Annotated in this window: 13 protein-coding genes; 9 read left to right on the top strand and 4 right to left on the bottom strand. The window is 35.7% G+C overall.

Going from position 1 to position 13,552, the window contains the following annotated elements; genetic code table 11:
- Positions 1-8: 8 nt before the first annotated feature.
- The 8 genes from RNZ47_RS00360 (at position 9) to queA (ending at position 8,969) form a co-directional block, all read left to right on the top strand.
- Entirely contained in the window at positions 9-1,169 is a 1,161-nt protein-coding gene (locus tag RNZ47_RS00360) for a sialidase family protein (RefSeq protein WP_311934992.1), read from the top strand.
- A gap of 12 nt (positions 1,170-1,181) precedes the next feature.
- On the top strand, positions 1,182-1,634 hold the full coding sequence (dtd, locus tag RNZ47_RS00355; protein ID WP_311934989.1) for a D-aminoacyl-tRNA deacylase: 453 nt from the start codon (positions 1,182-1,184) through the stop codon (positions 1,632-1,634).
- Positions 1,635-2,168 (top strand): metal-dependent hydrolase, encoded by a 534-nt coding sequence (locus RNZ47_RS00350; protein ID WP_311934987.1) that lies wholly within the window; start codon positions 1,635-1,637, stop codon positions 2,166-2,168.
- Between the two features lie 69 nt (positions 2,169-2,237).
- Positions 2,238-4,151, top strand: coding sequence for a DUF3858 domain-containing protein (locus RNZ47_RS00345; RefSeq protein WP_311934984.1), 1,914 nt, complete (start codon positions 2,238-2,240; stop codon positions 4,149-4,151).
- Between the two features lie 5 nt (positions 4,152-4,156).
- On the top strand, positions 4,157-6,166 hold the full coding sequence (locus RNZ47_RS00340; RefSeq protein WP_311934983.1) for a DUF3858 domain-containing protein: 2,010 nt from the start codon (positions 4,157-4,159) through the stop codon (positions 6,164-6,166).
- Positions 6,166-6,492: a nucleotide pyrophosphohydrolase gene (locus tag RNZ47_RS00335; protein ID WP_311934981.1), complete on the top strand. Its 327-nt coding sequence runs from the start codon at positions 6,166-6,168 to the stop codon at positions 6,490-6,492. Before RNZ47_RS00340 ends, RNZ47_RS00335 begins: the two co-directional genes overlap by 1 nt.
- Before the next feature lie 118 nt (positions 6,493-6,610).
- Positions 6,611-7,840 (top strand): 3-phosphoshikimate 1-carboxyvinyltransferase, encoded by a 1,230-nt coding sequence (locus tag RNZ47_RS00330; protein WP_311934979.1) that lies wholly within the window; start codon positions 6,611-6,613, stop codon positions 7,838-7,840.
- A gap of 79 nt (positions 7,841-7,919) precedes the next feature.
- Entirely contained in the window at positions 7,920-8,969 is a 1,050-nt protein-coding gene (gene queA / locus RNZ47_RS00325; protein ID WP_311934977.1) for a tRNA preQ1(34) S-adenosylmethionine ribosyltransferase-isomerase QueA, read from the top strand.
- Between the two features lie 77 nt (positions 8,970-9,046).
- On the opposite strand, the gene RNZ47_RS00320 is transcribed toward queA, so the two are convergent.
- The 4 genes from RNZ47_RS00320 to radC all read right to left on the bottom strand — a co-directional run bounded on the left by RNZ47_RS00320 (position 9,047) and on the right by radC (position 12,874).
- Complete coding sequence (locus RNZ47_RS00320; RefSeq protein ID WP_311934975.1) at positions 9,047-9,910, bottom strand: hypothetical protein; 864 nt, start codon at positions 9,908-9,910, stop codon at positions 9,047-9,049.
- Positions 9,911-10,100: 190 nt separating this feature from the next.
- Complete coding sequence (locus tag RNZ47_RS00315; protein WP_311934973.1) at positions 10,101-10,790, bottom strand: YjjG family noncanonical pyrimidine nucleotidase; 690 nt, start codon at positions 10,788-10,790, stop codon at positions 10,101-10,103.
- Complete coding sequence (locus RNZ47_RS00310) at positions 10,780-12,081, bottom strand: polysaccharide deacetylase family protein (protein ID WP_311934971.1); 1,302 nt, start codon at positions 12,079-12,081, stop codon at positions 10,780-10,782. The genes RNZ47_RS00315 and RNZ47_RS00310 overlap by 11 nt, the downstream gene beginning before the upstream one ends.
- 94 nt (positions 12,082-12,175) lie before the next feature.
- Positions 12,176-12,874, bottom strand: coding sequence for a RadC family protein (radC, locus tag RNZ47_RS00305; RefSeq protein ID WP_311934969.1), 699 nt, complete (start codon positions 12,872-12,874; stop codon positions 12,176-12,178).
- Positions 12,875-12,938: 64 nt separating this feature from the next.
- Here radC and RNZ47_RS00300 point away from each other — a divergent pair, with 64 nt between their 5' ends.
- Positions 12,939-13,535, top strand: a complete 597-nt coding sequence (locus tag RNZ47_RS00300; protein WP_311934967.1) for an FMN-binding negative transcriptional regulator — start codon at positions 12,939-12,941, stop codon at positions 13,533-13,535.
- Positions 13,536-13,552: the final 17 nt, after the last annotated feature.

Here is a 13,552-nt window from a genome sequence, read left to right as displayed (position 1 = left end):
TTTGATATATGAAGCGTAGTTTGTTTTTTGCTTTTGTGGCTATATTATCAGTAAGTTGTTTAAATAAGAAAACAGAAAAATCAGCAAAACTTAATCCTGTTGAAACACGGGGAACATCAAAGTTAAACACCTTGTTCAAACCAGGGGAACAAGGCTATGCCTGCTTTAGAATACCAGCTGTAATAACTACCAATAACGGATCCGTTATAGCGTTTAGCGAGGCTCGAAAATCGGGATGCTCGGACACCGGGGATATTGATTTGGTAATGAAAAAATCTACAGATAATGGCTTAACTTGGAGTGCACTACAAGTGATTTGGGATGATAACGACAACGTATGTGGAAACCCCGCTCCCGTACTCGATGCCGAAACGGGAACTATTCATTTGTTAACCACCTGGAATAACGGAAAAGACCATGAGTCTGACATTATTAACGGAACAAGTATGGACAGTAGATTAATTTATCAGCTAACATCAACTAATAATGGGCAAACATGGTCTGAACCAAAAAACATTACCTCAAGTGTGAAAAAGCCCAATTGGACATGGTACGCTACGGGTCCTGTGCATGGCATTCAATTAAAAAAAGGAGCACATAAAGGGCGATTGGTAATTCCTTGCGATCATATTGAAAAGGAAACGAAAAAATATTATTCGCATGTATTTTATTCCGACGACCACGGTGTTTCATGGAAACTCGGGGGAACCACGCCTTTCGACCAAGTTAATGAGTGCACCGTTGCCCAATTATCCAATGGCGATTTGTTATTAAACATGCGTAATTATAACAGAGAAGCCGTTAAAGCTAGGCAAATAGCGATTAGTAAAGATGGCGGAGATACGTGGATTGATCAAAAATTTGATACCCAACTACCGGAACCTAGGTGTCAAGGGGCGTTGTTGTCGGTAAAAAACGAAGCCAAAAATGTACTGCTATTTACAAATCCAGCAGATTCGATTGCGAGGGTGAATATGACACTTTCGGTAAGTGATAATGACGGTTTAAGTTGGGAAAAAAAGATTCCGATTTATGAATCGCATGCAGCCTATTCAGATCTTACGGAATTAGAAAACGGAAACATTTTAGTGTTATATGAAGCCGGTGAAAACAATCCATACGAGGGTATTCATTACAAGGTTATTCCTAAAAAAAACATCTATAATTAAGCCCATTTATAAATGAAAGTAGTTATACAACGAGTATCAAAAGCAAGCGTAACCATTGAAGGAGAAAAAGTAGCATCAATTGAAAACGGACTCTTAATTTTGTTGGGTATTGTAAATGAAGATGCGCAAGACGATATTAATTGGCTTTCAAAAAAAATAGGAAACCTTCGCATTTTTGAAGATGAAAACGGCGTGATGAACAAATCGCTTTTAGATGCCAAAGGCGATGTTATTGTGGTAAGTCAATTTACCTTGCACGCATCAACCAAAAAAGGAAACCGACCTAGTTATATTAAAGCTGCAAAACCAGATGTAGCTATACCGCTGTACAATGCTTTTGTTAATCAATTAGAATCGGTTTTAAGGAAACCTGTCCAGACCGGATCCTTTGGTGCCGACATGAAAGTGGAATTAATAAACGATGGCCCTGTAACTATTATCATCGATTCGCAAAACAAAGAATAATTGGCTTCAGTTTTTGGGCATACTGCAGTTGGGTTTACTTTATCTAAATTAATAGATAATAAGAATAATAGACTGCTATTGTGGCTCGCCATTTTCTCCACCATCATGCCGGATTTTGATGTGATAGGTTTTAAGCTCGGTATTCCTTATGCACATCCCTTAGGGCATCGCGGATTCACACATTCTATTGTTTTTGCACTTGTTTGGGCACTTATTTTAATGTTTGCTTTTGGCAGAAAAAACAAGCTCATTTGGTTTCTGGTTATATTTTTATCCACCATATCCCACGGTATTTTAGATGCCATGACCAGTGGGGGCGAGGGCGTTGGTTTTATAATTCCGTTTAATAATAATCGGTTTTTCTTTTCTTTCAGAGACATCGTGGTTTCACCGTTGGGCATAAAAAACTTTTTCTCAAAATGGGGCGCTCAAGTTATTTTTAGCGAAATAAAGTATGTTATTCTCCCGTGTTTTTTTATCTTAGCTGTAAGATTTTTAATTAAAAAAATAAAGAAAAGCTTTCTGGATACATGATTTTCCTCATATAATTAAAGGTTTTTATCCTTTATATTTATAGCTTTAATTTAGAATAAAAACCAAATTATGTCCCTAAAACTTATTGCAAATATGGTCATGCTATTTGCTGCCCTAACTGTTTTTTCGCAAGATGATTTATATTCCAGTTTAACAATTCCCAAAGATTTAAAGCAAAACGCAAATGCTGTGATACGGCTAAATGAGGTTGTTGTTTCGATAAAATCTTCTAGCGAAATGTCTGTCAAAGAAAAAAGGATTATAACCGTTTTAAATAAAAAAGGGAATACAAATGTTGATGCCTATGTGCATTACGATGAAAATGTAAAAATTAAAACCCTTGAAGTTTTAGCTTTTGATGCTTTTGGTAACGAAATAAAAAAAATAAGAAAAAACGATTTTAAAGATGTGAGCGCCGTTGATGGCGGGACGTTGTATTCAGATTCCCGAGTAAAGTATTTGGAGTATACGCCCATTAAATACCCCTATACCATAGAGTTTACGAGTGAAACCATTACCGGAAACACTGCTTTTATTCCTTCATTTACGCCCATTAACAGTTATTTTGTTAGTGCAGAAACAAGCACATATACCATTAATTACCCGGAACACATTACGATTAGGAAAAAAGAAAAAAACCTTGAAAATATCGATATTGAAACCGAAGCTATGGCGGGCAGCATATTTTATAAAGCCAAGAATTTAAAGGCTTTTAAACCGGAAGATTATAGCCCGTCAATTACAGATTTTACGCCTAAAGTGTTGTTTGCTTCAAAGCAATTTACTTTAGAAGGTGTTGATTCGGTTGTTGAAAATTGGGACGATTTTGCAAAATGGATGTATCACGATTTAATTAAGGTTACCCACGATTTACCAGAAAGTACCATTAGCGACATTCAAAACTTAGTTAAAAATGAAACCAACGATATTGATAAAGCCAAAAAAATATATCAATATGTACAAGATAAGGTTAGGTATATAAGTGTGCAAGTTGGTATTGGTGGCTGGAAACCCTTTAATGCTTCAGAGGTCGATAGACTGAGTTATGGCGATTGTAAAGGTTTGACCAATTACACTATGGCCTTGTTAAAAGCGGCAAACATTGAGTCTAATTATAGTGTGGTTTACGCTGGGAAATCACAAAGAAGTATTGAAGAAGATTTTACTTCAATACAAGGTAATCATGTTATTCTTAACATACCGAGCGACAACGAAGAAGATATTTGGTTAGAATGTACAAGCCAGAAACTGCCATTTGGCTTTATTGGCGACTTTACCGATAACAGAGACGTGTTGGTAATTACCCCCGAAGGTGGCAAAATACAACGCACCAAAAAGTACCATACCGAAGAAAACACCCAAGTTACCAAAGGCCGCTATACGGTATCAAACGATGGTACGATTACAGCTGAAGTCAACGTGAAATCCAAAGGCATTCAGTACGACGATAAATATTGGTTGGAATCTGAAACCGAACGTGATTTAGACAGACGCTACAAAACACGTTGGAGTTATATAAATAATATGGCTATCGATAACATGTCGATTGAAAATGACAAAGATAGCATTGTGTTTAACGAAACCTTGGCTTTTCAGGCCACAAGCTATCCTAAAATAGTGGCTAACAGAATGCTATTAACCGTTAATGCCCTAAATAGAAACACGCATATCCCAGACCGTTACCGTAACCGAAAACTTCCGCTTAAAATAAAAAGGGGCTTTAAAGATGTGGATGAGGTAGAAATAAAATTACCGCAAGATTATAAGGTTGAATCGTTGCCGGCCAAGAAAATAATTGAAAACAAATTTGGCAGTTATAAGGCCGAAGTTGTTGTAAAGGATGAAAACACCTTGCTTTATAAAAGAGAGTTTGTGGTGAACGATGGCGAATTCCCAAAAGAAGATTACAGTAAATTCAGAACATTTTATAAGAACGTTTCAAAACAAGATAACGCCAAAGTAGCATTAATTAAAAAGGAATAATAAAAATGAAAAACATTGTTACCCTATTAGCCGTATTATTTGCTTTCCAAATAACAACTGCACAAGATTACAAGTTCGGAAAAGTTTCAAAAGAAGAACTTGAAGAAACGTTTAATCCGTTGGATTCATCGGCGAGCGCCACCTATTTGTTTAAATACAGAAAAACGTTTTACGAGTATGATCGAGACAAAGGATTCCAATTAATCACCGAAGTGCACGAACGTATAAAAATATACAATCAAGAGGGTTTTGATTATGCGACAAAAGCCATAAACCTTTATAAAAGTGGTTCGCACCAAGAAATTGCCAGAGGCTTAAAAGCTTATACTTATAATTTAGTTGGCGGTAAAATTGAAGATACCAAACTTAAAAAAGAAGGTATTTTTAAAACCGAAAAATCAAAATATCGCAACGAGACTAAATTTACAATGCCCAATATTAAAGAGGGTTCGGTGGTAGAATATGAGTATAAAATTATATCTCCTTTTTATCAGAATGTCGATGAGTTTCGTTTTCAGCATGCCATTCCGATAAAGAAATTAGAAGCCGAATTTCAAGCTCCTGAATACTATAACTTTAAAGTAAATATGAAGGGGTTCTTGAAGATAACGCCCAAAATAGAAAACAAAAGAGATAAAATAACATTTAGTAGTAAAAGTAGGACAGGTCAATCCGGAGCTGTTAGAACCTCTTTTAATTCTTCAGATTTAGAGTTTACTAAAAAAGTATCAACTTATAATTTAGAAAACATTCCCGCTTTAAAAGATGAGCCTTACGTAAATAATATAAATAACTACAGGTCGTCGGTTAAGTATGAATTATCGTATGTAAAAATGCCGCAATCAACCATAGAATACTATTCAACAACCTGGGAAGATGTGGTTAAAACCATTTATAAAAGTTCCAGTTTTGGAGACGAATTAGATAAATCGGGCTATTATGAAGACGATATTGATGCCCTAATAGGTAGCGTTTCAGACCCTAAAAAGAGAATAGCATTAATTTTCAATTTTGTAAAATCTAAGGTAAAATGGAACGAATATTACGGCTATCGAACAGCTGATGGCGTTAGAAAAGCCTATAGGGAACAGGTTGGCAATGTTGCCGAAATCAATTTAATGCTCACCTCCATGTTGCGTTATGCGGGCTTAGAGGCCAACCCTGTTTTGGTTAGTACGCGTCGTAACGGTATTCCGATATTTCCAACAAGAGAAGGCTACGATTATGTGATTTCTTGTGTGGAACTGCCAACAGGGAATGTGTTGTTAGATGCTACCAATAAATACGGATCGCCAAATGTTTTGCCATTTAGAACCTTAAATTGGGAAGGCCGGATTATTAAAAAGGATGGCTCTTCTAGTTTAATAAGTTTGTACCCCAATGAAAACTCCAAAAACTCCATTTTAATGATGGCCAGTTTATCTGAAGAAGGCGATTTGGAAGGTAATTTCAGAAGTGTTAAAACTAATCATAAAGCCTTATCTTATCGAGAACGTTATAATAATACAGATGAAGATGATTTTTTAGAAAAGTTAGAAAACAATTATGACGGCTTGGAAGTTTCAGATTTTAAAGTATCAAATGCCGTTGAGCTTTCAAAACCAGTTATGGAATCGTATAAATTCTTTAAGGAAAGTCAAGCCGATATTATAGGCGATAAAATATATTTTTCGCCGTTGTTCTTTTTACGTTCAAAAGAAAATCCCTTTAAACTGGAAAAAAGAGAATTTCCTGTAGATTTTGGTTACCCATCATCAAGCACATACCGAATAACCATTAAATTGCCCGAAGGCTATAAAGTGGAGTCGATACCCGAAGCTTCGGCATATGCTTTGCCAGATAATTTGGGCATCTTTAAATATATGTTATCTCAAAACCAATCAACCATCCAGTTGTTAATTGATACTAAAATAAACACCTCAATTATTTCACCTTTGTATTATGACACTTTAAAAGCGTATTTTAAGCAACTCATAGAAAAAGAAAACGAACAAATTGTATTAACCAAAGTATAATGGATATTAAAAACGCACAAAAAATAGTTGACGATTGGATTAAGCAACACGGTGTACGCTATTTTAACGAGCTTACAAATATGGCACAACTTACCGAGGAAGTTGGCGAAGTGGCCAGAATTATAGCACGTCGTTATGGCGAACAAAGCGAGAAGGAAAGCGATAAGGATAAAGATTTAGGTGAAGAATTGGCCGATGTGCTGTTTGTGGTGCTGTGTTTAGCAAACCAAACGGGGGTAGATTTACAACAAGCATTCGACAATAGAATGGACAAGAAAGCAAAACGCGACCACGATAGGCACCATAATAACGAAAAACTGAAATAACATTCTTGGAATGATATGACGCAAGAATTTCAATGCAGCCAAAAAAACATGAAATTCCGTAGTATTAATCTCGATTATCGAGTAAATTTGCTAGCTTTAAGAAGCAAGACAATTTACAATGAGCAGTATTACACTTCATAAATCTGAATTAAAAAACCGTAAATTCGACGTTACGATAACAGGTTCCAAAAGCGAATCCAACAGGTTATTGTTGCTAAAGGCGTTGTATCCTGAGATACGTTTAGACAATGTTTCAAATTCTGATGATAGTCAACTCATGACCAAGGCGCTATCGTCCACATCACATATTGTAGACATTCATCACGCGGGTACCGCTATGCGATTTCTAACGGCTTTTTTTGCAGTACAAGAAGGTCGGGAAGTTACGCTTACAGGTTCAAAAAGAATGAAAGAGCGTCCCATTAAAATATTGGTTGAGGCGTTGCAGGCTTTAGGTGCCGATATTAATTATGCTGAAAACGAAGGCTTTCCGCCATTAAAAATTAAAGGAAAAAAATTAACCAAAAATAAAGTCTCGCTAAAAGCTAATGTGAGCAGCCAGTATATTTCGGCTTTATTGCTCATCGCTTCAAAACTTGAGAATGGTTTGGAACTAACGCTTGAGGGCGAAATCACTTCCATTCCGTATATAAAAATGACCTTGAGTTTATTGGATGAAATTGGTGTAGCATCGTCTTTTGTAAACAATACCATTACCGTAAAACCCAATAATAGTAAGTCAACCGCTAAAACCTTAACCGTAGAATCAGATTGGTCTTCGGCATCCTACTATTTTAGTATTGCCGCGTTGTGCGATATGGGGACCGAAATCACCTTATCGTCATATAAAGAAAACTCCTTACAGGGCGATTCGATTTTGGTCGATATTTATAAAGCATTTGGAGTGGTTTCAACGTTTAAAGAAAACCAGCTTACTCTAAAAAAAGAAACTTTTAATATTGAAGCTATAAATTTAAACTTGCAGAATGCTCCAGATATTGCGCAAACCATTGCGGTAACTTGCTTTGCATTGGGCATTGTATGTAATTTAAAAGGTTTGCATACGCTAAAAATAAAAGAAACCGATAGACTCGTGGCTTTAAAAACCGAAATCGAAAAATTAGGTGGGCAAGTAGATATTACAAATGATGCGCTGTATTTGCATCCATCAAAAGCAATTAACGAGATGGTTTCCATTGCAACCTATCACGATCATAGAATGGCCATGGCTTTTGCACCTTTGGCATTAAAAACTTCACTGGTTATTGAGGATGCCATGGTGGTTTCAAAGTCGTATCCAACGTTCTGGAACGACCTAAAAACCATGGGTTTCAAAATATCTGAATAATAATCACTTAAATACTTGACAACGCCTATTCGCAGATTGTATATTTGCAACTTTCTTTAAAACACTTAAATACGTATACATGAAATTATCACACTTTGGTTTCAACTTACCAGACGAATTATTAGCAGAATATCCAGCAGAGAATAGAGACGAATCGCGTTTAATGGTATTGAACAGAAAAGAGCAAACCATTGAGCACAAAATGTTTAAGGATCTCATTGATTATTTTGATGAAAATGATGTTATGATTCTTAATAACACCAAAGTATTTCCTGCCAGATTATACGGAAACAAAGAAAAAACCGGTGCTAGAATAGAAGTGTTTTTGTTAAGGGAATTAAACGAAGAGCAACGCCTTTGGGATGTTTTGGTAGATCCTGCAAGAAAAATAAGAATTGGCAATAAGCTTTATTTTGGCGAAGATGAAACGTTGGTTGCCGAGGTTATAGATAACACAACATCGAGAGGGCGTACCTTGCGTTTTTTATATGATGGATCGTACAACGAATTCCGCAGAAAATTAACCGAACTTGGTGAAACACCACTTCCAAAATACATAAAAAGAGAGGTTGAACCAGAAGACGAAGACCGCTACCAAACCATTTTTGCGAAAAACGAAGGTGCTGTAGCAGCACCAACAGCAGGCTTACACTTTTCAAGACACTTGTTAAAGCGTTTAGAAATTAAGGGCGTTAATTTTGCCGAAGTAACCTTACACGTTGGGTTAGGGACATTTAATCCGGTTGAGGTTGAAGATCTTTCCAAACATAAAATGGATAGCGAGGAATTGACCATTAACGATAAAGCTGTTACAACCGTTAATACCGCTTTAAAAAACAAAAAACGTATTTGTGCGGTGGGCACTACGGCTATGCGCGCTATAGAAAGTGCGGTGTCATCAAACGGAGAGCTTAATGAATTTGATGGTTGGACCAATAAGTTTATTTTTCCACCATACGAATTTAGTATCGCAAACTGTATGATTACTAATTTCCACACACCAAAATCTACATTATTGATGATGGCTTCAGCTTTTGCAGGTCACGATTTTATAAAAAAGGCCTATGACGAAGCCATAAAAGAGAAGTACAAATTTTACAGCTATGGCGATGCCATGTTGATTATTTAATAACATTATATCAAAAAAAAGCCTCGTTTTTACGAGGCTTTTTTTATACGTCATGTTTTTGAAACTACAGAAAAAACTTAAAATTTAATATTCAATTCTTCCTGAGTTAAGGTCGCACCGTAATAATGGTCCAAAAACCAAGTGTTGTCTTTTTTGTAAATAATACCATCAATTCCTTCAACCACAAAAACATCTTTTAAGTTGGTTCTATTCATTCTATAAACCACTTTTGGTGAGCTGTCAACCAACTGAAAGCCGTCTGGGGTTTCTTGAGCGTACAATATATTTGAGGTGCCCTCGATTACCGTTTTGGGCATTGTTTTGGTCTCTTTTACCGGTACTTCAACAATTTCTTCAACCTCAGTTTTGGGGCCGGCAACCTCTGCAACTTCTTCTTTTTTGTTTTTTAAAGATTGTATTTCTTCTTTTAATTTCTGGATTTCTTGTGCCACTTCATTATTGGTTTCCACATCTACTTTGGCAACGGATATAGCGTTTTTAGTACTTGGCTTATAACTGTAATTCAAGTCTTCAAACGATTTAAAGGCATTTCGCAGCGCTTCGTTGTAAGCTTTGCTGTATTCCTTCAATCTGCTTTCGCCCAATTGCGAAGTATAAACCACTACGCCATTACAGTCTTTTAGCGCAACGGTTAGTTTTGTTTTAAACATTCCAGACTCTTTTAAAACATCGGAATTTAAACCCATACAACGGTTTTGCTTAAAGTCGTCTGGATAGGTTTCGCCTTCCAATAAGGTGTTAAATCCATGTTTTTCGAATAAAAATTTGGTCAACGAATTTAAAAGATATTGATTTTCTTGTTTTAAGAAACTGTATTTTTTAGGAACAATTACATATTTATAATCGTTTAAATTGGTTTGAGAAAATGCACTTGCAATAATAAAACAAGCTATACATGTAGTAAATAATTTAGTTTTCATTTTTTTAAATAATATAGTTAAACCCCAAATTTGTTTGGAAGGTTGTAAATAGTCATCTGTTTTAATGTAGCGCTTAATTTGTTTAAGCATTACATCATTGTTTATTTATGTTGTAACCCTGAAACAAGCTCGGGGCGACTAAGGTTTACGATGCATTACTAAACTAAAAACCCAATTGTAAAGATACGTTTTACAAATAATTTTTTAAATGAATTAGGTTGTTTATTTGTTTAACATCCTCATTTATAGCTTCGTTTTTGGTGTCGAACAAAATGGCATCCATTCCAATATTTATGGCACCTAGTATGTCTGCTTCGTAGTTGTCGCCTATCATTAAGGCTTTATTTACGGGCGTATTGGCGGCTTTTAAGGCATGGTTGAAAATTTTAGGGTTCGGTTTTTTTACACCAACCGACTCGGAGTTAGTCACCGTTTTAAAATAATGGATGATGTTCGAGTTTTTCATTTTTCCCTGCTGCACTTCGCTAAATCCGTTGGTTATAATATGAAGGGTGTAGTTGTGCTTTAAATAATCCAGGATTTCAAAAGTGTTTTCAAACAAATGGTTAAAACTGCTTAAATGTGTAATATAATCTTCTGAAAGTTGATGGATTACATGATTTTCAACCGTAAAATCGACTGCTGAAAAAGCATCGTTCAACCGCCCGAAACGCAATGAAGCCTTGTCTATTTTTTCATCTCTGTAAAGCTTCCAATAATTTAAATTGATAGGTTCGTAATAGGCTAAAAATTCATTCAAATTAATATTGATATTATTCAGCTTAAAAATTTTATCGAAAGTTAGGGCTGAGTTTTTATCAAAATCCCAAAGGGTATGGTCTAAATCAAAAAATATATCCGTGATGCCTTTAATCTTCATTTGCCGATTCTAAAATAATATTAAACAATGTTTTAAAGCCGTTCCAGCGGTTGGAATCGCTAAATGTATAGTTGTGAAATACAGGAACAAATTCCCCGTTTACCCGTTTTACTTCGTTGATAATTTGATTTAATGCCATTTTTTTATCCAACAACGATTTGTTTTTAAGCAAGGCAAAATCCATAAGATGGTAACCATGCACTTTTAAAGGGGTTTGGGTTTCGTAATCTAAGTCGTAAAACAAAAATGGGGTACAAGACCCAGCCCTAAAACCAATATGGTTTATATAGCCCATGGTGTAATCTTCTTCTATTTCCAAATCGATAAGATTTCTGTAAGATTCGGGTAAATTAAGTTTAGAATGCGATTGCCTTGAGGCTTTTAAATTGGTGTTAATTATGGCTTCCATTTGAAGTTTTTCCTTTTTTAAAATCTTTTGATGGTCGATAGCAAAGAAAGATGTTTTTAACCCCACAAGGCTGTAATCTGCCACCTGTTTTATAAGCGATATAAACTTTTTTTTGTTAGGATTAATGCCTTTATCGTACGTGGAATAAGAGCCTATTAAAAAGAAGAACACAAACTTAAACTTGCTTTGTTTTTGTTTGTTTATAATGTATTTAAAGGTGTCAAACGGGTCGTGTTTCAATCCGAAAAGCACCATAAACCTATCGTATAAACTTTTAAGTTTAAAGCGCAATAAGTCTCTAATGGAACCACCAAAAGATCTGATGATGCCCTTTAGTTTATAATTGTACGGGCTTGGTACATCAATTACAGGTTTTATACTATAGGCGCGTTGCGGGAAACTAAAATCGGGAAAATGATTTTGTAAGGCATCCTTAAATTTTAACGCCCAAATATCAACAACGGGTTGATGTAAAAAGTTGTGTTTAAACGCGATGCTTTCGGTAGCCAAAAAACGTCCAAATTCGTCTCGTACCTGCGGTAAATACTCCTCGTAACGGGACAATAAATAAAATGATGCCGCAAAAATATCAAACGGAATGACGCTTTTATCTCCGTTGTAAAAGAAGCCTTTGGTATCCTCCCAATCGTGCACGTGTATGTCTACGTCCGATAGCCCTTGCTCAAATAAGATGTCGTGGCTTTTAATAAAAAACTCGTTCGCCAATGGCTGTCGAGTATACGACATTTTTAAATTATCGTGCGCAATAAAGGTTTCGATTTTTGTGGTAAACGAAACTTCAATACCCAATACCCTGGTGCAAATATGCTTGAAAACATATTTTAATCTTGGCGATATTTTATGAGTATAAACTAATAACATTTTGCAAATGTAAATTCCAAAATTTTTAAAAAAACAAACTCCAATGATTTTCTGTTTTTGGAATTTGGGATTTGTGTTTTAACTTTTTGCGTTTCTAAAGCATGTTTTCATCCGCAAAACTAAAGTATGCTTTTTCTGTTATAATTAGGTGGTCTAGCACTTTTATATCTAAACTTTCGGCAGCGACTTTTAATTTATTGGTAATTTGTTTGTCGGCTTCACTGGGTTTTAAAGTCCCCGACGGATGATTATGTGCCAAAATTAAACCTGTCGCCCCAACTTGAAGCGCATTTTTTAATACCAAACGTATATCGACCAAAGTGCCTGTAATACCGCCTTTGCTCAATTGGTTTTTTTGAATGACCTTGTTGGAATTGTTCAAGTAAATAATCCAAAATTCTTCGTGCTGCAGCTCGCCAATAATGGGCTGCATCAGTTCGAAAACCGATGCGCTGGATGTGATTTTATTTTTACGCAATGCCTCTTCGCCTCGTCGTCGTCTTCCCAATTCCATCGCAGCGGTAATGGTTATGGCCTTGGCCTCGCCAATGCCTTTAAATTGCATCAATTGTTCAACCGACAGTTTTCCCAGTTCACTTAAATTATTGTCAGCACTTGCTAAAATACGCTTGCATAAGGCCACGGCACTTTCTTCTCTGTTGCCCGAGCCTATTAAAATAGCCACTAACTCCGCATCGCTTAAAGCTGTCTTGCCTTTATAAAGTAATTTTTCGCGGGGTTGATCGTCTTGCGCCCAATTTTTTATTGAAAATGATGATGGTTTTTCAGACATTTGATAAATATAATTATTGTAAATTTATAAATCAACATTCATTAATTTTAATTCGTAAATCCATTTGAATTATCCACCAAAACACCATCAAGAAAACAATATTAATCGCCTCATTGAAGTGATTAAAACCTATCCGTTGGCCACGGTTATTTCAGTAAAAAACAACACGCCTTTAATAACCCATTTGCCCTTGATTTACAACGAAAACGGTAAGCTTGTTGGGCACATCGATAGGTATAATCCGCAAGCGCAATTGCTTAAAGATAATAATCCAGTAACGCTAATTTTTTCCGGACCGCAATGTTATATTTCCCCCAGTATTTATTCAACGGCGCAGCTACCAACTTGGAATTATATAAAAGTGCATATAAAAGGAACTGTAGCCGAGGTAAACGACGAGGAAAAAGTAAAACAAGGTTTGGTAGATATGGCTGGTTTTTTAGAGGCTCCAGACCATAAATACCAACTGAAAATGGACAACCCAAGAATGCACGGTTTAATAAATTATATAAAAGGATTTGAGATTGATATTACCCATTGGGAAGGCAAATTTAAACTCTCGCAAGACAAAAATAAAACCGATATAACCAATGCGAAGGAGGAGCTTATTCGAGCCAATAAAACAAGTATTGAAACTTTTTTAAGTAAAGTATTTAACTGAAGCTATACAGGGCATTT

Source organism: Hwangdonia seohaensis (assembly GCF_031932625.1).
Classification (GTDB): Bacteria; Bacteroidota; Bacteroidia; order Flavobacteriales; family Flavobacteriaceae; genus Hwangdonia; species Hwangdonia seohaensis.
The sequence above is the reverse complement of the archived record's forward strand: the minus strand, read 5'-3'. Positions and strand labels throughout refer to the sequence as shown.